Origin of the sequence: Sphingopyxis sp., from assembly GCF_035998905.1 — a bacterium.
Classification (GTDB): Bacteria; Pseudomonadota; Alphaproteobacteria; order Sphingomonadales; family Sphingomonadaceae; genus Sphingopyxis.
The window spans coordinates 68,784-89,827 of sequence record NZ_DASYHG010000029.1; the positions used below are offsets into that span (position 1 = coordinate 68,784).

Annotated in this window: 22 protein-coding genes; 5 read left to right on the forward strand and 17 right to left on the reverse strand. The window is 65.6% G+C overall.

Going from position 1 to position 21,044, the window contains the following annotated elements:
- Nucleotides 1-13: 13 nt before the first annotated feature.
- The 3 genes from VGN62_RS17530 (at nt 14) to VGN62_RS17540 (ending at nt 3,652) form a co-directional block, all read left to right on the forward strand.
- Nucleotides 14-1,216, forward strand: coding sequence for a serine hydrolase domain-containing protein (locus VGN62_RS17530; protein ID WP_327456263.1), 1,203 nt, complete (start codon nt 14-16; stop codon nt 1,214-1,216).
- Nucleotides 1,217-1,238: 22 nt separating this feature from the next.
- Nucleotides 1,239-3,272 (forward strand): 3-hydroxyacyl-CoA dehydrogenase NAD-binding domain-containing protein, encoded by a 2,034-nt coding sequence (locus VGN62_RS17535; RefSeq protein WP_327456265.1) that lies wholly within the window; start codon nt 1,239-1,241, stop codon nt 3,270-3,272.
- A gap of 152 nt (nt 3,273-3,424) precedes the next feature.
- Nucleotides 3,425-3,652: a hypothetical protein gene (locus VGN62_RS17540; RefSeq protein WP_327456267.1), complete on the forward strand. Its 228-nt coding sequence runs from the start codon at nt 3,425-3,427 to the stop codon at nt 3,650-3,652.
- On the opposite strand, the gene mmsB is transcribed toward VGN62_RS17540, so the two are convergent.
- Genes mmsB through VGN62_RS17600 form a run of 12 tightly spaced genes read right to left on the reverse strand, consistent with a single transcriptional unit; the run spans nt 3,646 to nt 12,412 of the window.
- Nucleotides 3,646-4,521 (reverse strand): 3-hydroxyisobutyrate dehydrogenase, encoded by an 876-nt coding sequence (gene mmsB, locus VGN62_RS17545; RefSeq protein ID WP_327456269.1) that lies wholly within the window; start codon nt 4,519-4,521, stop codon nt 3,646-3,648. The genes VGN62_RS17540 and mmsB overlap by 7 nt on opposite strands.
- Nucleotides 4,518-4,760: a hypothetical protein gene (locus VGN62_RS17550; RefSeq protein WP_327456271.1), complete on the reverse strand. Its 243-nt coding sequence runs from the start codon at nt 4,758-4,760 to the stop codon at nt 4,518-4,520. Before VGN62_RS17550 ends, mmsB begins: the two co-directional genes overlap by 4 nt.
- A gap of 2 nt (nt 4,761-4,762) precedes the next feature.
- On the reverse strand, nt 4,763-5,545 hold the full coding sequence (locus VGN62_RS17555; RefSeq protein ID WP_327456273.1) for an enoyl-CoA hydratase-related protein: 783 nt from the start codon (nt 5,543-5,545) through the stop codon (nt 4,763-4,765).
- Between the two features lie 14 nt (nt 5,546-5,559).
- Nucleotides 5,560-5,904, reverse strand: a complete 345-nt coding sequence (locus VGN62_RS17560; RefSeq protein ID WP_327456275.1) for a YunG family protein — start codon at nt 5,902-5,904, stop codon at nt 5,560-5,562.
- The gene (locus VGN62_RS17565; RefSeq protein ID WP_327456277.1) at nt 5,901-6,944 is read right to left on the reverse strand and encodes an enoyl-CoA hydratase/isomerase family protein; all 1,044 of its coding nucleotides are present in this window, start codon (nt 6,942-6,944) and stop codon (nt 5,901-5,903) included. Before VGN62_RS17565 ends, VGN62_RS17560 begins: the two co-directional genes overlap by 4 nt.
- Nucleotides 6,941-8,098: an acyl-CoA dehydrogenase family protein gene (locus tag VGN62_RS17570; RefSeq protein ID WP_327456279.1), complete on the reverse strand. Its 1,158-nt coding sequence runs from the start codon at nt 8,096-8,098 to the stop codon at nt 6,941-6,943. Before VGN62_RS17570 ends, VGN62_RS17565 begins: the two co-directional genes overlap by 4 nt.
- 2 nt (nt 8,099-8,100) lie before the next feature.
- Complete coding sequence (locus VGN62_RS17575) at nt 8,101-8,490, reverse strand: RidA family protein (RefSeq protein ID WP_327456281.1); 390 nt, start codon at nt 8,488-8,490, stop codon at nt 8,101-8,103.
- A complete protein-coding gene (locus VGN62_RS17580; protein ID WP_327456283.1) occupies nt 8,483-9,028 on the reverse strand; it encodes a hypothetical protein in 546 nt (181 codons plus the stop codon). The genes VGN62_RS17575 and VGN62_RS17580 overlap by 8 nt, the downstream gene beginning before the upstream one ends.
- Before the next feature lie 32 nt (nt 9,029-9,060).
- Nucleotides 9,061-9,363 (reverse strand): I78 family peptidase inhibitor, encoded by a 303-nt coding sequence (locus VGN62_RS17585; protein WP_327456285.1) that lies wholly within the window; start codon nt 9,361-9,363, stop codon nt 9,061-9,063.
- A gap of 25 nt (nt 9,364-9,388) precedes the next feature.
- Nucleotides 9,389-9,925: a hypothetical protein gene (locus tag VGN62_RS17590; protein ID WP_327456287.1), complete on the reverse strand. Its 537-nt coding sequence runs from the start codon at nt 9,923-9,925 to the stop codon at nt 9,389-9,391.
- 47 nt (nt 9,926-9,972) lie between these two features.
- The gene (locus tag VGN62_RS17595; protein ID WP_327457009.1) at nt 9,973-10,884 is read right to left on the reverse strand and encodes a polysaccharide deacetylase family protein; all 912 of its coding nucleotides are present in this window, start codon (nt 10,882-10,884) and stop codon (nt 9,973-9,975) included.
- A gap of 34 nt (nt 10,885-10,918) precedes the next feature.
- On the reverse strand, nt 10,919-12,412 hold the full coding sequence (locus tag VGN62_RS17600; RefSeq protein WP_327456289.1) for a CoA-acylating methylmalonate-semialdehyde dehydrogenase: 1,494 nt from the start codon (nt 12,410-12,412) through the stop codon (nt 10,919-10,921).
- A gap of 97 nt (nt 12,413-12,509) precedes the next feature.
- On the opposite strand from VGN62_RS17600, the gene VGN62_RS17605 reads away from it, so the two are divergent.
- Nucleotides 12,510-13,397 (forward strand): LysR family transcriptional regulator, encoded by an 888-nt coding sequence (locus VGN62_RS17605; RefSeq protein ID WP_327457011.1) that lies wholly within the window; start codon nt 12,510-12,512, stop codon nt 13,395-13,397.
- On the opposite strand, the gene VGN62_RS17610 is transcribed toward VGN62_RS17605, so the two are convergent.
- Genes VGN62_RS17610 through VGN62_RS17625 form a run of 4 tightly spaced genes read right to left on the reverse strand, consistent with a single transcriptional unit; the run spans nt 13,394 to nt 18,248 of the window.
- The gene (locus VGN62_RS17610) at nt 13,394-14,713 is read right to left on the reverse strand and encodes a mannitol dehydrogenase family protein (protein ID WP_327456291.1); all 1,320 of its coding nucleotides are present in this window, start codon (nt 14,711-14,713) and stop codon (nt 13,394-13,396) included. The two genes, VGN62_RS17605 and VGN62_RS17610, sit on opposite strands and share 4 nt — an antisense overlap.
- Nucleotides 14,710-16,122: a glucuronate isomerase gene (gene uxaC, locus VGN62_RS17615; RefSeq protein WP_327456293.1), complete on the reverse strand. Its 1,413-nt coding sequence runs from the start codon at nt 16,120-16,122 to the stop codon at nt 14,710-14,712. The genes VGN62_RS17610 and uxaC overlap by 4 nt, the downstream gene beginning before the upstream one ends.
- A 4-nt stretch (nt 16,123-16,126) precedes the next feature.
- Complete coding sequence (locus VGN62_RS17620) at nt 16,127-17,434, reverse strand: MFS transporter (protein ID WP_327456295.1); 1,308 nt, start codon at nt 17,432-17,434, stop codon at nt 16,127-16,129.
- 22 nt (nt 17,435-17,456) lie between these two features.
- The gene (locus tag VGN62_RS17625; protein ID WP_327456297.1) at nt 17,457-18,248 is read right to left on the reverse strand and encodes a 2-keto-4-pentenoate hydratase; all 792 of its coding nucleotides are present in this window, start codon (nt 18,246-18,248) and stop codon (nt 17,457-17,459) included.
- A gap of 103 nt (nt 18,249-18,351) precedes the next feature.
- On the opposite strand from VGN62_RS17625, the gene VGN62_RS17630 reads away from it, so the two are divergent.
- Nucleotides 18,352-19,848, forward strand: coding sequence for an altronate dehydratase family protein (locus VGN62_RS17630; protein ID WP_327456299.1), 1,497 nt, complete (start codon nt 18,352-18,354; stop codon nt 19,846-19,848).
- On the opposite strand, the gene VGN62_RS17635 is transcribed toward VGN62_RS17630, so the two are convergent.
- Entirely contained in the window at nt 19,845-21,044 is a 1,200-nt protein-coding gene (locus tag VGN62_RS17635; protein ID WP_327456300.1) for a pectate lyase, read from the reverse strand. The genes VGN62_RS17630 and VGN62_RS17635 overlap by 4 nt on opposite strands.

Below are 21,044 nucleotides of genomic sequence, written 5' to 3' on the forward strand. Positions count from 1 at the left end.
TAGACCGATCATCATGGCACATGGATTCGACACCGCGCGGCTGGGCCGCATCCCCGCATTTCTCGCCGCCAAATATGTCGACACCGGCCGCCTGCCGCACGCGGCGACGCTCGTGTCGCGGCGCGGCGAGATCGCGCATCTGTCGTGCATTGGCGAGGGGCGTCCCGGCGAGGCGCTGAAAGAGGATGCGATCTTCCGCATCGCGAGCATGACCAAGCCGATCACCAGCATCGCCTTCATGATGCTGGTCGAGGAGGGCAAGGTCGCGCTGTCGGACCCGCTCGTCAAATTCTGCCCCGAGTTCAAGGACACCGGCGTGTTCGTCGCGGGTGGCGGCAATGTCCCCTTCCTGACGCGGCCGCCGACGCAGCCGATCCGCATGGTCGACCTGCTGCGCCATACTTCTGGGCTGACTTACGGCTTTCAGGAACGCACGCCGGTCGACGCCGCGTATCGCAAGGCGAAGATCGACGATTTCGACGCCGATTATACGATGGACAGCTTCATCGCCGATCTCGCGAAAATCCCGTTGCAGTTCGACCCCGGCGCGCACTGGAATTATTCGATGGCGACCGATGTGCTCGGCGCGGTGATCGAACGCATCGAGGGCAAGCCCTTCGCGCAGGTTTTGCAGGAGCGTATCTTTGGCCCGCTCGGCATGGTCGATACCGGCTTCAAGGTGCCCGCCGACCAGCAGCACCGGCTGACCGACGCCTATGCCTTTCATCCGAAGGACAAGAAGCAGGGTTTCGACAGCGGTGCGCGCAGCCGCTGGGCGAAGGACCGCAGCTTTCATTCGGGTGGCGGCGGGCTCGCCTCGACGCTGCACGATTACCACCGTTTCTGCCTGATGCTGCTCGGCAGCGGCAAGCTGGGCGGCACGCGGATCATCAGCCGCAAGACGCTCGATCTGATGACCTCGAACCATCTGCCCGGCGGCGGCGACCTGACGCAGCACAGCGTCGGCATCTTCAGCGAGGACGAGAATGCCGGGATCGGCTTCGGTCTCGGCTTCGCGGTCACGCTCGATCCCGCGCGCGCCGGCATTCCCGGCTCGGCGGGCGATTTTTACTGGGGCGGCATGTTCTCGACCGGCTTCTTCGTCGATCCGGTCGAACAGATTTGCATGGTCTTCATGACCCAGCTCATGCCCTCTTCCACCTATCCCGTGCGGCGCGAGGTCAAGACCTTTGTCCACGCCGCGCTTGATGACTGACATTAGACCAAGGAGTTCTCCCATGTCCGAAGACACCCCCGTTTCCGTCACGATGGAAAAGGATGGCGAAGTCGCCGTCATCATCGTCAACAACCCGCCCGTGAATGCCCTGAGCTGGCACGTCCGCCAGGGGCTCGAGGATCATTTCACCGCCGCGCTTGCCGACGATAGCGTCAAGGCGATCGTGCTGCGCTGCGCCGGTGCGACCTTTATCGCGGGCGCCGACATCAGCGAATTCGGCAAGCCGCCGCGCGGCCCCGATTTCAACGCGGTGCTCAACAGCATCGAAGCCGCATCGAAGCCGGTCGTCGCGGCGATTCACGGAACAGCCCTTGGGGGAGGTCTCGAAACCGCGCTCGTCTGCCATTATCGCGTCGCCGTGCCCTCGGCGAAGCTCGGCGTTCCCGAGGTCAAGCTCGGCCTGCTCCCCGGCGCGGGCGGCACGCAGCGCCTGCCGCGCGTCGTCGGCGTCGAAGCCGCGGCGACGATGGTCTCGACCGGCGATCCGCTGCCCGCATCGAAGGCCAAGGAACTTGGCCTCGTCGACGAACTCGCGGGCGAGGACAGCCTGGCGGCCGATGCGATCGCCTTCGCGCGCGCCAAGATCGCCGACGGCCCGCGCCCGACGCGCGAGCGTCCGGTGTTCGGCGACGTCGCGGTGATCGAACAGCTCAAGGCCGCGAACGCCAAACGCTGGCGCGGTTTCGAGGCGCCCTATGCCAACCTCGCCTGCGTCGAGGCCGCGACGCGCCTGCCGTTCGACGAGGGTCTCGCTTTCGAACGCGAACAGTTCATGAAGCTGATGTTCGGCAGCCAGTCGGCGGCGCAGCGCCACATCTTCTTCGCCGAGCGCCAGGCCGCGAAGATCGACGGCCTGCCCAAGGACACACAGCTGCGCGACATCAAGAAGGTCGGCGTGATCGGCGCCGGCACGATGGGCGGCGGCATTTCGATGAACTTCCTCCAGAAGGGCATCCCCGTCACGATCGTCGAAATGGCTGAGGACGCGCTCGACCGCGGCGTCGGCGTGATCCGCAAGAATTACGACGCCTCGGCGGCCAAGGGCCGCTTCAAGCCCGAACAGGTCGACCAGATGATGGGCATCCTGACGCCGAGCCTCAGTCTCGACGACCTTGCCGACTGCGACCTGATCATCGAGGCGGTCTATGAGAATATGGACGTCAAGAAGGACATCTTCGGCAAGCTCGACAAGATCGCGAAGCCCGGCGCGATCCTCGCGTCGAACACCAGCTACCTCGACGTCGACGAGATCGCGACCGCGACGAGCCGCCCCGGCGACGTGCTCGGCATGCACTTCTTCTCGCCCGCCAATGTCATGAAGCTGCTTGAGGTCGTGCGCGGCGAAAAGACCGCACCCGACGCGCTGGCGACGGCGATGGCTACGGGTAAGAAAATCGGCAAGGTCGCGGTGGTTGCAGGCGTGTGCGACGGCTTTATCGGCAACCGCATGCTCAAACCCCGTCAGGTCGAGGCGATGAACCTGCTGATGGAAGGCGCGACCCCGGCGCAGGTCGACAATGTGCATGTCGAATTCGGCATGCCGATGGGACCGTTCCAGATGAGCGACCTCGCCGGCGTCGACATCGGCTGGCACCGCGATCCCAACCGCATCGAAAGCATCCGCGACGCGCTCTGCGCCGAAGGCCGCTGGGGGCAGAAGAAGCAGGCGGGCTTTTACGACTATGACGAAAAGCGCAATCCGTCGGAAAGCGCACGCGTCGCCGAGATCATCGAGCAGTTCCGCGCCAAGGCAGGCGTCGAGAAGCGCGAGATCACCGATCAGGAGATCATCGAGCGCACGCTCTATCCGATGGTCAACGAAGGCGCGCTGATCCTCGCCGAAGGCAAGGCGCAGCGCGCGTCGGACATCGATGTCGTGTGGATCTATGGCTATGGCTGGCCGGTCTATCGCGGCGGCCCGATGTTCTGGGCGGGGCTCGAAGGCACCGACAAGATCGTCGCGGCGCTCGAAAAACATGGTTTCGAGATCGCGCCGCTGCTCAAGGAAAAAGCGGAGGCGAAAACGGGCTTCTAAGCCCCCTTCGCTTACGAAAAGACGGCCGTCTGTCCCGGTGCGGGGCAGGCGGCCTTTCTTTTGGCCTGTGGACGCCGCAGGCATGAGCAAAAACTTGCGATTCAGGGTTAAAGCGCTGGCAAGGCCTGCCGTTACGGCAGAGCATGATCGCCATGTCGTTCCTCGCCGTCCTCCTGCTCACCGGCAGCGTGCCGGTGGCTGCGCCGCCCACGGGCCCGCAGGCAACGGCGGTCGCGGTCGCCCGCGCGCGCATCCTCTCGCCCGCCGAGGTGCGGCGGGTCGACGGGCGGCTCGAAATACGCACCGGCGAGCGCAAGGCGCCGACGCAGGTGCATCGCACCGAACGCCGCGACGGCGGCGAGACCGCGGATTTCTACTGAAGCGTCTTGATGATCGCCGAAAAGTCGCGGCCGTCCTTGTCGGCCTCGACAAAGGCGTCGTAGAGCTCGCGCGCCTTCGATCCCATCGGGACGTCGGCATCGACGCTCGCCGCCGCCTCCATCGCGAGGCGCAAATCCTTGAGCATCAGCGCCGCAGCGAACCCGCCCTTGTAATCATTGTCGGCGGGGGTGGTCGGGCCGACGCCGGGAAGCGGCGCATAACTCGTCAGCGACCAGCACTGCCCCGACGAGACGCTCGCGATGTCGAAGAATTTCTGCGGATCGAGCCCGAGCTTCTGCGCAAGCGCGAGCGTTTCGCACGTCGCGACCATCGAGGCGCCGAGCAGCATGTTATTGCAGATCTTCGCGCCCTGTCCCGCGCCCGCGTCGCCCGCGTGGATCACCGCCTTGCCCATAAGGCCAAGGATCGGTTCGGCGCGTGCGAAGCCTTCGCCGGTGCCGCCGACCATGAAGGTCAGCGTAGCCGCATTGGCCGCCGCGATACCGCCGGAAACCGGCGCATCGACCGCAACGAGGCCCTTGGCAGTCGCGGCTTCGATATTGGCGCGCGCGGTCGCGACGTCGATCGTCGAACAATCGAGCAGCAAGGTGCCCGGCGCGGCATTCGGGAAAACGTCGCTTTCATAGACAGAGGCGACATGCTTGCCCGCGGGAAGCATGGTCACGACGGCTTCGGCACCGGTGACGGCTTCGGTGGCCGACGCAGCGCGCGAACAGCCCGCCTCGACGGCGCGCGCGAGCGCTTCCTCGCTGAGATCGAAGGCGCGGACCTCATGCCCCGCCTTCGCCAGATTCGCGGCCATGCCGCCGCCCATGTTGCCGAGTCCGATAAAGGCGATTTTCATCATTCTTTTCCTTGTTTTGCTTGTCGGCGGAGCTTCAACCACGACTGAAAGTCGCTAAGTCCATATGAAGCCAACACGATGAGGCTGACGATCGGCAGAACCCACAGAGCGACAACCCACCAAAGCAACTGCTCAAGCCCGCGCGAGTCATATTGGGCGCCGGTAGCTGAAACGGTCGCCCAAAGAGCCAGATGCAACCCGATCAACGCGCCGGCCGGACCGAGCGCTTCACGGGAAAACATCCTCACCGCCCCTTCCACACGCCTTCGCGCTTTTCGATGAAGGCGGCCATGCCTTCGGCCTTGTCCTCGGTCGCGGCGAGGATCTGGAACAGGCGGCGTTCGTAGACCAGCCCCTGGTCGAGAGTGGTTTCGAACGCGGCGTTGACCATGTCCTTGTTCACCATCGCGGCCATCGGCGGCATCGACGCGATCGTGGTCGCGGTCTTCACGGCCTCCTCGACCAGCGTTTCATGTTCGACGACGCGCGCGACGAGGCCCGAACGTTCGGCTTCGGCGGCGTCCATCATGCGGCCGGTGAGGCACATTTCCATTGCCTTCGCCTTGCCGATCGCGCGCGTGAGCCGCTGCGATCCGCCCATGCCCGGCGCGACGCCGAGCTTGATTTCGGGCTGGCCGAATTTCGCCTTGTCCGATGCGATGATGAAGTCGGCCATCATTGCGAGTTCGCAGCCGCCGCCGAGCGCGAAGCCATTGACCGCGGCGATCCACGGCTTCCGCACCTTCTTCACGAAGTCGCTCGTCCATTTCGAGAAGAAATCTTCGAGGTAGAAATCGGACGCGGGCTTGTCGGCCATTTCCTTGATGTCGGCGCCCGCGGCAAACGCCTTGTCGCCCGATCCGGTGAGCACGGCGCAGCGCTGGCTGTCGTCGGCCTCGAACGCCGCAAAAGCCGCAATCAGATCGTCGAGCACGCCCGAATTGAGCGCGTTCAGCGCCTGCGGGCGGTTCAATGTCACCAGCGTGACGGCCCCGCGCGTTTCGACGAGGAGGGTTTCATAGCTCATGGTCTTGTCCTGTATCAGCGGTTGGCGTCGATATTGCGCAGCAGCACCTCAAGCTGCGCCGGGGTGGCATGGTCATGCGCCTCGTCGGTCGAGGTCGGCTGGTTGTCGTAAGGGATAGGCTCGTCGAACTGGTCGGCCGCCAGATCCCAATAACGCCCGTCGATCCGGTTGTAGAAATGCGTGCCGCCCTTCGTCGCGGTCTTCACGATGTCGCCGCCGAAATGATGATGCACGGCAAGCGCGGTCACCGCGCACTGGTTGCGGCACGGATTGGCCGGGTCGAACGGGTCCGATATCGTCTCCGCCGACCAGCTCTGCTTTACCGCATGATAGAGGACGATCGGATCGGCGAAGCTCATAACGGCGTCCATTTCTCATTGTCGGGGAGCGGCGCAAAGATCGCGTCGATCCAGTCGTCGGTGACAGCCTCGGGCGTGGCCGGATTCCATTTCGGGCTGTTGTCCTTGTCGACGATCAGCGCGCGCACGCCCTCGATGAAGTCGTGCATTGCGACGACGCGGCTACCGATCGCATATTCCTGCGCCATTTGCGCGGCGAAGTCGTGCATTTCGCCGCCTTCCTTGAGCTGGCGGAGCGCGACCTTGCACGTCTGCGGCGATTTGCCGCGAAGCGTCGCCAGCTCCTTTTCGGCCCATTCGCCGCCATCGGCTTCGAGCGCAGCGAGGATGTCCTCATAGGTGTCGCTCGCGAACAGGCGGTTGATCCGTTCGAGATGCTGGGAGATTCCAGCGGGCGGCGCGGTGACCGACAGTTCGCCCAATATACCGCCGATACGGTCGGGATCGACCGCGATCCGCGCCTTTGCCTCGGCGAGCTTCTCGGACGGCAGATAATGGGTAGCGAGGCCGAGCGCCAAACACTCCGCGCCGTCGAGCCGCGCGCCGGTGAGCGCGAGATAGGCGCCGACGCGGCCTTCGAGGCGCGGCAGGTACCAGCCGCCGCCGACGTCGGGGAACAGGCCGATCCCGGTCTCGGGCATTGCGAAACGCGTATGTTCGGTCGCGACGCGATATTTCGCCGGCTGCGAGATGCCGACCCCGCCGCCCATCGTGATACCGTCCATGAAGGCGACGACGGGCTTGGAATAAGTGAAGAGCAGATGGTTGAGGCGATATTCAGTGTGGAAGAATTGGCGCGCCTCCTTGCCGTCCTTCGCGCCGCTTTCCGCAAGCATGCGGATATCGCCGCCCGCGCAGAAGCCGCGGCCCTCGCTATGGTCGATGATCACCGCCTCGACCGCGTCGTCGTCGCGCCATTTCAGCAACGCATCGATCATCGCCTGACACATCGGAAGGTTCAGCGCGTGGATCGCCTTCGGGCGATTGAGCGAAATGCGGCCGACGCGAAGGTCGGTCGAGATCAAAACATCGTCCGTCATTGGCGCAGCAAGTCCCTTCCGACGATCATCCGCATCACCTGGTTGGTGCCTTCGAGGATCGAATGGACGCGGAGGTCGCGCCAGAAACGCTCGATCGGATAGTCGCGCAGATAACCATAGCCGCCGAACAGCTGGAGCGCGTCGTTGACGATCTTGCTGCCGTTATCGGTCGCGAGCCGCTTCGCCATCGCCGAGAAGCGCGACTTGTCGGGTGCGTTTGCGGTGACCTTTGCCGCCGCAAGATAAAGCAAAGCGCGCGACGCTTCGAGATCGGTCGCCATGTCGGCGAGGGTGAATTGCGTGTTCTGGAAATCGGCGATCGGCTGGCCGAACTGCTGGCGGTCCTTGGTGTAGGCGATCGCCTCGTCGAGGCAGCGCTGCGCGCCGCCCAAGGAGCAGGCGCCGATGTTGAGGCGGCCGCCGTCGAGCCCCGCCATCGCGAAGCGGAAGCCGTCGCCTTCGGCGCCGACGAGATTTTCGACCGGCACGCGGCAATCCTCGAAGATCACCTGTGCGGTCGGCGAAGCGTTCCAGCCGAGCTTCTTCTCGGGCGCGCCGAAGCTCAGTCCCGGCGTATCCTTTTCGACGACGAGGCAGCTGATGCCCTTCGACTTCTCCTCGCCGGTGCGGACCATGCAGACATAGATGTCGTTATAGCCCGCGCCCGAAATGAACTGCTTGGTGCCGTTGAGCACATAATGATCGCCCCCAGAATCCTTGGCGCGTTTCGCCGTCGCCTTGAGCGCGGCGGCGTCGGATCCCGAACCGGGTTCGGTGAGGCAATAGCTGGCGATCTTTTCCATGCTCACGAGGCTCGGCAGGAAGCGCGCCTTGATCTCCGCGCTGCCGAAGCGGTCGATCATCCACGTCGCCATATTGTGGATCGAGACATAGGCGGATGTCGCGGGGCAGCCATAGGCCATCGCCTCCATGATCAGCGCCGCCTCCAATCGGCCGAGCCCAATGCCGCCCGATTCCTCGGCGACGTAGATGGCGCCGAAGCCGAGTTCGCCCGCGGCCTTCCACACGTCGACGGGATAGTGGCTTTTCTCGTCCCATTCGGCCGCGAAGGGCGTGATGCGGTCGGCTGTGAATTTGCGCGCCATATCCTGGATGGCGAGCTGATCGTCGGTAAGCTGGAACTGGTCGGTCATGGTCATTTCTCGATAATGGCTTCGGCTTCGATTTCGACTTTCCATTCGGGCCGGATCAGCGCCGGCACAACCAGCATCGTCGATGCCGGACGGACATTTTTGAATGCCGATCCGTGCGCATGGCCCACCAGATCGGCGTCCGCGGCGTCGGTGATATACATGCGCGTGCGCACGACATCGGCATAGCTGCCGCCGAGCGCTTCGAGCGCCTCGCCGATGATCGCGATGCAGCGCGCAGCCTGTGCCCCCGCGTCGCCGGGGGTCGAGCTGCCATCGGGTTCGATCGGCGCACAGCCCGCGACGTCGATACGGTTCCCCACCCGAACCGCGCGGCTGTAGCCGTAGACCGGTTCGAAGGGCGATGCCGAACTGTGGTTGCGACGGTCACTCATTGCCCGGTTCCGACACGACAGATTCATCTCCCATAATCATTCCCCAACCATAAGCGTAAGTGCGGTCGCAGCGCGGCGATCGTCCGCTATGTTGCAAAAGCCGCTTCAGCAGCGGCTCGTCGCGTTTCGAACCGTCGAGCGCGCCCCCCGCGATCCTGAGATCGAGGCGCATTTCACCCTCCTCACCCGCGAGAAACGCCAGATAGAGATCGGCGCTGTCGCGCTTTCGATAAACCGAATAGTGCCCGAATTCGCCGACAAGACGGCCGCGCCCGCGCGGCGGCTGCCAGCTTTCGCTTTGCTTGAATTCGATCGCACCTTGCGGCCCCTGCCACCGCAGCGTTCCGTTATGGATGCCCGAATAGCCAAGATAGACGGTTTCGCCAGCGCCGGCCTCCACCGCCAGTTCGCGCATGCAGATGATCGCCGGACCCGTGGTGGAAAAATCCTCCGCCGTTCCCAGAACCGCCCCGTTGACGGTTCTGGGTGGCTCCGGCTGGGTACCGGCCAACAAGGATAGGGCGAGCAGTCCGAACACCGTCTTCGCGATCCGGTCAGTCGTGCCGCATATCAGCCACAGCTGACCTGCGTGATCTTGTAGGCGTCGTCGTACATCACGTTCACGCGGTCGACGCGATAATCCATCGTCATCGCCGAGCGCGGCGGGCCCCAACGAAGCGTGCGCGCGCCGGTGGCTTTCAGGATCGCGCCACCAAGATCGGGGGTCGCGGTCTGGCCGACATAGCTTTGCGCCGCGTCGGCCTTGCACGTCATTTCGGCTGGCGGCGGAGGAGCGGATTCGACGGGCGGCCGTTCCTGCGCGCAGGCGGCGAGCGGCAGGACGGCGGCGATTAGAGCCAAGCGAATGTCCATCTTCAGTCTCCCTTTCAAAAAGCCGTCATCCGGCGCAGCGCGTATAGCGCATTGGACCAGCGGCGGCACCCTCGCCCGTATCGCGGCGAACGAGCGTCTTGCCGCCGTCGGCAAGGTCGAGTTGCATCTGCCTATCCCATTCGACGCCTTCGCCGCTGAATTTATAGTCGGCGACGATGCGGTTCGCGTCGCTTTCGCGAACGCGCGCCAGCTCGCCATGCGATTCGTAGAAGCGCAGGTTCGTCGCGTCGATCGTGAGCGCGGTGAGGTCGGTGCCCTTCTTTGCCTTGCAATCGGCCGCCTTCAGCGCCCAGCGGCCGCGGATTGCAGGGGGGATGGCCTTGCCATCAACGGCGGTTTTGGTTTCGGGTTTCGCGGGGGTTTCTTCCACCGCGGCGGGCAGATCGGCGTCGACCGTCTCGGGCGCAGCCACGGGCGCGGGACGCTCGGCTTTTTGCAGCGGGCTGATCGTGGCGCTCGCCTCGGGTCCCGATTCTTCGTCCTTGCCGCCGCTGCACGCGGCAAGCAGCAACAGGGCGGCAGGAAGCATCAGGCGGGTCATCGGCAATCTCCTTTGGGAGGAGAAATGCGTAGCGCGGCGCACGAGTTTCATTCGCCGTCCCCTTCGCCGAGAACCTTTTCACGGAATGCCGCGGTCGCGAGATCGACCTGGTTATAGCGGTACCAGCGCGGCGCCGGCACGCCGGCAGCCCAAGCCAGCGCTTCGGTGAGCGTTCCGTTTGCCACCGGCACGTCGGGCATTTCCCCGCCGATCGGATCGGCATAGGCGGTATCGGCGCTGACGATGGTCCAGCCAGCCTTGCGCAGGGCGCGGACGAGATCGCCGATATGAAACGCCGCGAGATCGGTTTCGTGGAGCAGCATCACCTGCACCGGCTGGCGGCCCGTGACGCGCCGCATCATCGCGTCGGCGAAGTCCGCCGCCTCGACATGCCAGGTGACGTAGAGATTGCCGAGCGCCGTGCGATCGATCTTCTTTCCGGCCAGCACCGCGTCGCGCGTCAGGCTCTCGAGGTGCCAGTCGGACGATTCGGCGGTGACATAGCCGTTGCGGAGGCCGCGTGCGGCAAGGCCCTGCCGCAGCGCGTCGCGCTTCGCCTTGTCCTTCCCGCCTTCGTCGAGGAAGGGGAAACGAAACCAGGGGCGATAGCCGGGCCGGCCCTTGAGCGAGACCTCTGCCGCGTCGATGTCGGCGAGATAGGCGGCGGTGTCGGTGGTGCTGAGGCGCTTGTGGCTGTTGCCATGGTTCGCGATGACATGGCCCGCCGCGACATAGGCGGCGATGCGCGCTTCGCCGCCGGCGCCGTCACCATGCCCGATCGCGCCCGGGTTGACGAAGAAGGCCGCCTGCGGCGCTTTCGCCTTTTTCAGCGCGGCAATGATACGCCGCGTGCGCTCTTCGGGCGTGAAAAAGGCGCCGCGCCCGCGCGGCACATCGTCGAACGACAGCGCGATCATCTTCTGCGCTGCCGCCGGAACCGGCAGCAGCAACAGGAGCATCAAAGGCAGAAGCAGCCGCCGCAGCAAGGCGGCGTCAGCCCATCGTGGGGATGACGAACGCGTTGCCCCCGTCGGGCGAACCGTCGGGCCAGCGCTGGGTGATCGTCTTGACCTTGGTCCAGAACTTCACGCCTTCCATGCCGTGCTGGTTGGTGTCGCCGAACGCCGAACGCTTCCAGCCGCCGAAGCTATGATAGGCGACGGGGACCGGGATCGGCACGTTGATGCCGACCATGCCGACATTGACGCGCGCGGCGAATTCGCGCGCGGCGTGGCCGTTGCGCGTGAAGATCGCGACGCCATTGCCATATTGATGCTTACTCGGCAGTTCGAGCGCGGTTTCGAAATCGGGGGCGCGGACGATCTGCAGCACGGGGCCGAAGATTTCTTCCTTGTACGATTCCATGTCGGTGGTGACATGGTCGAACAGGGTCGGGCCGATGAAGAAACCCTTTTCGTGGCCCTGAAGCGCGAAGCCGCGGCCGTCGACGACCAGCTCGGCGCCTTCGTCGGCGCATTTCTGGATCCAGCCTTCGACCTTCTCCTTGTGCGCCTGCGTCACCACCGGGCCGTAATGCGCCTCGGCATCGGTCGAGACGCCGACGCGCAGCGCCGCGATCGCGGGGATGAGCTTTTCACGCAGCCGCTCGGCGGTTTCGTCGCCGACGGGGACGACGACAGGCAGCGCCATGCAACGCTCGCCCGCCGACCCGAAGGCGGCGCCGGTGAGGTCGTTGACGACCTGGTCGAGGTCGGCGTCGGGCATGACGATGCCATGGTTCTTCGCGCCGCCCATCGCCTGCACGCGCTTTCCGTTCGCGACGCCGCGGTTGTAGACATAATGCGCGATGTCCGACGATCCGACGAAGCTGACCGCGCCGATGTCGGGATGGTCGAGGATCGCGTCGACCATTTCCTTGTCGCCATGGACGACCTGGCAGATGCCTTCGGGCAGGCCGGCTTCGAGGAAGAGTTCGGCGAGGCGGACGGGAACCGACGGGTCACGCTCGCTCGGCTTGATGATGAAGGCGTTGCCCGTCGCGATCGCGACCCCCGACATCCACAGCGGGATCATCGCGGGGAAGTTGAACGGGGTGATGCCTGCCCCGATGCCGATCGGCTGGCGCATCGAATAGACGTCGATGCCGGGGCCCGCGCCCTGCGTATATTCACCCTTCAGCACATGCGGGATGCCGCAGCAGAATTCGATGACTTCGAGGCCGCGCTGGATGTCGCCCTTCGAATCGGCGATCACCTTGCCATGCTCGCTCGACAGCAGGTGCGCGAGTTCATCCATATTCGCTTCGACGAGGCGCTTGAATTCGAACATCACGCGCGCGCGGCGCTGCGGGTTGGTGGCGGCCCAGGCGGGCTGCGCCTTCTTCGCTGCGGCGACTGCGCGCTCGAGGAGCGCCGCATCGCCGAGCGCGACCTGCGCCTGTATGCCGCCGCTGTTGGGGTCGAAGACGTCGCCCTGGCGGGCGCTGCCGCCGGCGCCGCCGACGATGTGATGGTCGATCTGTCGCATATTCGAGTCTCCCATAAGATGTTGCCGCTGCCACAGCCGAGTTACGGGGCGATTGCAAGGGATAGACTTGCAGGGATATCCTGCATATTTGCAGCTCATGGACTGGGACAGACTGCAATATTTCCTGTTCGTCGCGCGCCACGGCACGCTCGCGCGTGCCAGCGCGGCGCTGCACGTCGACGCGACAACCGTCAGCCGGCAGGTGAGCGCATTGGAAACCGCGCTCGGCCAGACCCTGTTCGAACGTGCACCGTCTGGCTTCGTGCTGACCGCGGCGGGTCGGGCGCTCGTCCCGCACGCCGAAGCGATGGCCGCCGCCGCCGCACGCATCCACTCGGCGCGCGAAGATGCGTCGTCGCTGTCGGGGCAACTCCGCGTCAGCGTGTCGGAAGGATTCGGCAACAGCTTCATCGCGCCGCGGCTGGCGGGGTTCGTCGCCGCGCATCCCGAACTCGAAATCGACCTTGTCGCCTCGTCGGGTTTCCTCAATCCGTCGCGGCGCGAGGCCGACATGGCGGTGCTGCTCGCGCGGCCCAGAAAAGGCCCGCTGATCACGCGCAAGCTGTCCGATTACAGCCTCGGCATTTATGCCCCCGCCGACCGGCCCGACTGGCAGGATGCGGTCGCCGCCGCGCCGCTGTCGCGCACGGGAATCCCTGTCATCGGCTATATGCCCGACATCCTCTACGCCCCCGAACTCGACTATCTGGGGGAGATCGAGCCGGGGCTGCGCGCGACGGTGCGCTCATCCTCGATCCTCGCGCAGCGGCGGATGATCGCGGGCGGCGCGGGTGTCGGCGTCCTCCCCTGCTTCCTCGCGGCAGGCGATCCCGCGCTGGTGCGCGTGCGGCCCGAACAGGCGATCGCGCGCGCTTTCTGGCTCGCGCTCCACCGCGACGTCGCACCGCAGCCGCGCATCCGGGCGTTCATCGACTGGCTTGATGCCGAGGTGCGCGAAAGCCGGGGTTTGCTGGTTCCGGCTTAGACAGGGCGCCAGTCGGAAGCGATCAGGCCGCCGTCGCCGAACAGTCTTTCGATTGCATCGGGGCCAGCCGCAGCTTCGCGCAGCCGGTCCGCGAGCGGGTCGTCGATCGGATGGTCGCTGCGCAAGAAGGCGATCCATGCCGCAATCGCGGCTTCGAGCGACGGGCAGCGATGCCCACGCGCCTGATGCCACGCCAGCGTTTCGAGCCAGCGCTGCGGAATCTTCTGGCTGCCGTCCATCGCGATCTGGACCAGGCGGTGGTGGAGCGCCGGATTGGCGAAACGGGCGAGCAGGGCGTCGGCATAGGCACCAAGATCCTGCCCCGGCGCGGCGTCGATCGTCGGCGCCGCTTCGTTGCGCATCAACCTTTCGATGGCCGGACGGATAGCGGGATCGGCAATCGCCTGATGCACGAATTCATGCCCGCCGCCGAGGCCGATATAAGCGAGCGCCGAATGCGCGCCGTTGAGCATCCTAAGCTTCGCGGTCTCATAAGGCACGACGTCGGCGACCAGTTCGGCGCCGACGGCCTCCCAGCGCGGGCGCGGTCCCGCGAAATCATCCTCGATCACCCACTGGCTGAAGCCTTCGGTAACCACCGCCCCCTCGTCGCGCGCGCCGAGCGTGGCTTCGACCGCAGCGCGGTCGGCGTCGGTCGTCGCGGGGACGATGCGGTCGATCATCGTCGCGGGGCATCGGCATTCGCCGTCGAACCAGTCCACCAGGTCGGGATGTTCGGATGCAAGATATTCGCGCATCAGCCGGCGCAGAACCGAGCCGTTGTTCGCGAGATTATCGCAGCTGAGCAAAGTCAGTCCGCAAAGCCCCGCTGCCTTGCGCACCGCGAGCGCGGCCCCGACGAAGCGATAGAGGCTCGACAGCTCGGTGGCCGCGGCAAGATCAAGCGAGCCGTCGGCGCGGCGCAAATAGCCCTTCTCTGTGACCGTGAAGCTGACGATATGCGTCGCCGGCGCGGCGATGGCGTCGATCACCGCTTGCGGGTCGTCGGCCGCGACGAGCACCTTCTGCACCGCACCGATCAGCCGCAATTCACTGCCCCCCGCGCTGCGCGTGCTGACCGTATAGAGTCCGTCCTGCGGGTTCAGTTGTGCCGCGACGTCGCCCGAGCGGAGCGACACGCCGACGATGCCCCAGTCGCAGTCGCCCGCGCCCATCGCATCGTCGGTGTAGACCGCCTGATGCGCGCGGTGGAAGGCGCCGATGCCGATATGGACGATGCCCGCCGCCTGCGCCGCGCGATCATAGGCCGGCGCCTGCACCGACACCGGGAGCGGCATGTCTGCGGACAATCTCACAGCTTGTAGGCCGCCTTGGCGAGATTGTAGCTGAGGTCGGCCGCGAGTTCGGCGGCTTCCCACTCTTCCATCCGATGTTCGGCGACGAGCTGGGCAAGGAAGCCGCAGTCGATACGCCGCGCGACGTCGTGGCGCGCGGGGATCGACAGGAAGGCGCGCGTGTCGTCGTTGAAGCCGACGGTGTTGTAGAAGCCCGCGGTCTCGGTGACCTGGCTGCGGAAACGCCGCATCCCTTCCGGACTGTCGTGGAACCACCAGGCGGGGCCGAGCTTCAGCGCCGGATAATGGCCCGCGAGCGGCGCGAGTTCGCGCGCATAGCTCGTCTCGTCGAGCGTGAAGAGAATGATCGTCAGCGCCGCTTCATTGCCATATTTGCCGAGCAGCGGGCGCAGCGCGTGGACATAGTCGGTCGCGGTCGGGATATCGGCGCCCTTGTCGCGGCCATAATGGGTGAACAGCCACGGATTATGGTTGCGGAACGCCCCGGGATGGATTTGCATGACGAGGCCGTCGTCAAGGCTCATCCCCGCCATCACGGTCAGCATATGCGCGCGGAACAATTCGGCATCGGCGGCGCTCACATCCGTTCCCGTAACGCGTGCGAACAGCGCTTCCGCCTCTGCGTCCGAAAGGTCGGCGGTCGCCGCGGTCGGATGGCCATGATCGGTCGAGGTCGCGCCCATTTCGGCGAAGAAAGCGCGGCGGGTGCGGTGCGCGGCGAGATAGCCCGTGTAGCTGAACGCATCCTCGCCCGACAGGTCGGAGAAACGTGCGAGGTTGTCGCGAAAGCCCTCATACTCCGGGTCGACGACCGGGTCGGGGCGATAGGCGGTGATCACCCGCCCGCCCCACTCGCCGCTTTCATTCGCGGCGCGAATGACGGCGTGGTGATCGAGCGTGTCGATCGGGCTTTCGGTCGTCGCGATCACTTCGATGCGGTAGCGGTCGAACAGCGCGCGCGGCCGGAAAGCATCGGTCGCCAGCGCCTCGGTGATGCGGTCGTAATAGAGGTCGGAGGTCTCGGCGGAGAATTGCACGTCGAACCCGAACGCCTCGGCAAACACCCAATCCATCCACATCCGCGACGGGGTGCCGCGGAAGAGGTGATAGTTTTGCGCGAACAGCCGCCAGCTTTCGCGCGGGTCGGCGTCCCGGTTCCGGATACCCAGCGCATCCAGCGAGATGCCCTGCGAATAGAGCATCCGGAACACATAATGGTCGGGGTGGAGCAAGAGCTCCGCCGCGTTGCCGAAATGGGCATTGCCTGCGAACCAGCTCGGGTCGGTGTGCCCGTGCGGGCTGATGATCGGCAGCCCCGCCACCTCTTTGTACAGCCGGCGCGCGATGTCGCGCTGCGCCGGGTCGGACGGAAAGAGACGATCGGGGGAGAGCTGCAGCGGACGCGGCATGGGATCAGGCCTTGCTTTCGACGGTCACGGGCGCGAGGCGCGGGCTGAGGAGGTGGATCGCCAGCACGGCGAGGAAATAGACCACCGTGCAGGCGGCGAAGATGATCGTGTAATTGCCACCCGTCGCATCGAGCACGAGCCCGGTCGACTTCGCCATGATCATGCCGCCGACGCCGCCCGCAAAACCGCCAAGCCCGATCACCGACCCCACGGCGCGCTTCGGGAACATGTCGGGCGGGATCGACAGGATCGTCGACGAAAAGGCCTGATGCCCCGCGAGCGCGATGCCGATCAGCACGACCGCGAGCCACATATTGTCGAGTCCCGAGACAAAGAGCAGGGGCAGCACACAGCAGCCCGCGCCGAGCATCGTCGCCTTGCGCGCGAAATTGACGCTGCGCCCGGTCTGGATCAGCTTCGACGATACCCAGCCGCCGAGGATGCTGCCGACGTCGGAGAGCAGATACATGATGATCATCGGGAGCAGCACGACCTTGAGGTCGACATTGTAGGTGGTGCTGAAATATTTGGGCAGCCAGAAGAGCATGAGGAACCAGACGGGATCGGTCAGGAACTTGCCGCTCGCATAGGCCCACGCTTCGCGCTTGGTGACGATGGCGCCCCAGCCGAGACGCTCGATCTTTTCGGGCGGATCATGTTCGATCCACGCAAGCTCGGCCTCGCTGACCTTCCCGCTCTCGCGCGGGTTGCTGTAAAGCCAGAGCCAGAGCAGCAGCAGGACGACGCCGAAAACGCCAGTGTAGATGAAGGTCTGGCGCCAGTCGAAACCCATCCAGACCATGAACAGCCAGATCGTCGGCGCGGTCAGGATAACGCCGATCGTCGTCGCGCTGTTGACCCAGCCGATCGCGTAGGAGCGTTCCTTTTGCGGGAACCATTCGCTCGATGCGCGGACGACCGACGGGAAATGCCCTGCCTCGCCCACACCAAGGACGACGCGCGCCATCATGAAGGAGACGACCGACGAGGCGAAACCGTGCGCGACATGGCCGACGGTCCAGATGCTGATCGCGATCGCGTAACCGACCTTCGGCCCGAAACGGTCGATCAGCCAGCCCATGAGCAGGAAGCCTAGCGCATAGGCGGCCTGAAAAGCGGTGACGATGTTGCCATAGTCATTCTCGCTCCACCCGAGCTCGGTGCCGAGCGTCGGCGCGAGCAGGCCGAGCATGGTGCGATCGATATAATTGACCGTGGTCGCGGCGAACAGCACCGCGACGATCAGCCAGCGGTAACGGCCGGACCGTGGCACCGGCGCCGCCGTCACCCCGTCCGCGAATGCCTGTGCCATAAACCTCTCCCGTTATGTTGTCTTAATAGCTTTTGATCGAGCAACCGACGCGGATTTTTCCGTCGAACAGCGCTTCGGCACGCTGGCCGGGCCTGATTTCATGAATACCGGTGATCGCGCCGGCCGACACCCAGGTCCCGGGCGGGATCGCGATGCCGCGCGTGCGCAATATGCCGATCAGGAACAGCGCCGAGCCGAAGGGGCCATCGAGCATATTCTCCATCGTCGCCGCGCCGACCGTCTCGCCGTCGATCGCCATTTCGACCGGCATGCGGATCAGGTCGGCATCGCGCCAGTCGGCGATCGACGGGCCGAGGATCAACCCCTTGTTATTTCCATAGTCCGACGCAGTGACCGCGGGACCATGGCGGTTGATTTCGGGAAAGGGCGAGCTTGCGATTTCGATGCCCGTGCGAACGTCGGTGATGCAATCCTTGACGCTGTCGACGTCATAATCGCGCGTGCCGACCTCGCCGAAGCAGAGCAGCACCTCGGCCTCGGCGGCGGCAAATCCGTCGGTATAGACGGGCATCGCCGGATTGACGGCACCCTCGAAGATTTCGTCGGCGAAGATCGGGCCGGTGAGGCGGTTGCCGCCATAACGATCGACGAGTTCGGACGCGATTCGTCCGACCTTCCATCCGCCGACGCGGCGCCCGTCGAGCGCGATCGCGCGATCCTGGATCGCATAGGCCTCGGCCATCGTCTGCGGCATCGCGCCGGGATAGACGGTAAGCGGTGTCTTTCCCGCACGCGCGTCGATTAGTGCGCGCGCCACATTCTCTTGATCGCTTGTCGCCAGCATCTTTCTCATTTCCCTCTTCCGCGAAGCGGTGTAAGAGACACCGGTGTCAAAGGCAAGCGAATATCGGATGTATGACAAATTGTCCCGCAGCGCCGGGCGCGGCTGAGCAGCGATGACTGGTAACAGCCGAATCCGTGCGATCCGCGTCCATGACGCCGACAATGTCGCGACCGCGATCGCCGACATGGCCGCCGGCGACGCCCCGTTCGCGAATCCGGACATCCGCGCCGCCGTAGCCATCGGGCGCGGACACAAGATGGCCCTCGCACCGATCGCGCACGGCGAAGCGGTGATCAAATATGGCTTCCCGATCGGGATCGCGACCGCCGACATCGCGCCCGGTGACCATGTCCACAGCCATAATCTCGCGACCGCGCTCGGTAGCGATGGCGATTATCGCTATGCGCGCGGCGCGAGCGAAACGCCTCCCGATACCGAAACGCCGCCGACCTTTCGCGGCTATGCCCGCCCCGACGGGCGCGTCGGCACGCGCAACGAGATATGGATCCTCCCGACCGTCGGCTGCGTCGGCAACCTCGCCGCGCGTGTCGCGCGGATCGCAGGGGCGCGCCACGCCGGGCGCATCGATGGCGTCCATGCCTTCAAGCATCCCTTCGGCTGCTCGCAGCTCGGCGACGACCTCGGCCATACGCGGGCCTTGCTCGCCGCGCTCGCGCAGCATCCCAACGCCGGCGGGGTGCTGATCGTCGGATTGGGCTGCGAGAGCAATCAGCTCGGCGCGCTGCTCGACCTGATCCCGCCCGACCGCCGCGCGCATATCCGCACGCTGTCGGCGCAGGCGGTCGAGGACGACGAGACAGCGTGCCTCGCGCTCGTCGACGAACTGGTCGACGGCTGCGCCGCGACGCCGCGGAGCGAAGTGCCGCTGTCCGCGCTGGTGCTGGGGGTGAAATGCGGCGGGTCCGACGGCCTGTCGGGGCTGACCGCCAATCCGCTCGTCGGGCGCATGGCCGATGCGGTCGCGGCGGCGGGCGGCAAGGTCGTACTGACCGAGATCCCGGAGATCTTCGGCGCCGAGCAGGTGCTGATGGACCGCGCGGTATCGCGCGAGATTTTCGACGAAACCGTCCGGCTGGTGCAGGATTTCAAGGACTATTTCATCCGCAACGGCGAGCCGGTGAGCGAAAACCCCTCGCCCGGCAACATCGCTGGCGGGATCACGACGCTCGAGGAAAAATCGCTCGGCGCGGTGCAGAAGGGCGGCAAGGTACCCGTCGTCGATGTCCGCCGCTATGGCGGCGAGGCGACGCTTCCCGGGCTGACCCTGCTCGAGGCGCCCGGCAATGATGCGGTCTCGTCGACCGCGCTGACCGCGGCGGGGGCGACGATCATCCTCTTCACCACCGGCCGCGGCACCCCGCTCGGCTTCCCCGCGCCGACGCTGAAGATCGCATCGAACAGCGCGCTCGCCGCGCGCAAGGCCGGGTGGATCGACTTCGACGCGGGGCAGGTGCTCGACGCGGGTTTCGAACCCGCCGCCGGCGCGCTGCTCGACCTGATCGCCGCGACCGCTTCGGGCGAGGCGACGAGGGCCGAACGCAACGAAGAGCGCGACATCGCGATCTGGAAATCGGGCGTGACGCTTTAGGGCTTCCGCGTGAGGTCGGGCCAGCCGCCCACCGCTGCTTCGGTATCGATGATTCGGCCGCGCCGCGCGGCGACATCGGCGACGACGCGCGCGTCGACCGCATCGCGCGGCTGCGACGCCCCGCTGTGCGCGAGCACCGCCGCGCAGCCGCTCGGAGCCGGGTCGGACGCCACCGGGGCCACCTCCGGCGGCTTCGCGAGCGGGTTATGCAGGCCTTTGACGAGGCTCCATTGATCGGCGGGGATGACACCGTTCAGGCTGTTGCCCGAAAACCAGCTCTTTGCGTTCGGGTTTTCCTCGCGAAAGATGAAGGCACCCTGCGTGTCGGGTCCGGCGATGTAGCAATTGTCGATGAAGGCGTAGGTCGCCGCGCTGTCGGTGTCGGCATTATAGCCCGACGCGGTGCCGCCCCAATTGTAGAAGATGTTCGACCGGAACTCGATCAACGGGCCTTCGGGATCGTCGGCGACCGGCGTGTAATTGCCGGGACGTGGCATACGCTGGACATGGTGCGCCCACAGATTGTGGCGGAAACTGAAGCGTGACCCGCGGCCGCCGCGGATCAGGCTGCCATAGCCGTGATCGCCCTTGCTGTGCCCGGCACGCCGCAGCGATTCGGAGATGATCGACCATTGCACGGTGACGTCGTAGATGCCCGGTGTCCGGTCGTAGCGCGCCGACACCGACAGCGTCTCGTCGACCGACCAGCTCGCCGAGACATGGTCGAGGATGATGCGCCGCCCGCCGGCGATCGAAATCGCATCGCCCTCCTCGCCCGACTGGCTGCCGAGCCGCGAACGGATGTAGCGGATGACGACATCGTCGGCGTTGACGATCAGGCTGTGGTCGGCGAGCGCAATCCCGCCCGCGGGCGCGCCGAGCCCGCTGATCGTGATGCGCGGGTTGCGGATCACCAGATCCTTCGTGAGCCGGATTGTGCCGGCGACATCGAAGGCGATGATCCGCGGGAAATCCTGTTCGACCGCGTGACGCAGGCTACCCGGCCCGTCGTCGTCGAGATTGGTCACACGCAGGGTCTGCCCGCCGCGCCCGCCCGCGGCAAAACGCCCCGCCCCTTCCGCGCCGTCAAAGGCGAGCGGCGGGTCGGCTTCGGGTGCCGCGAGCGTCGCGGCGGGGCAAAAAAGAAGGGCGCAGACCAGGAGCTGCGCCCTTCCCCCCTTTGGACCGCGGATCAT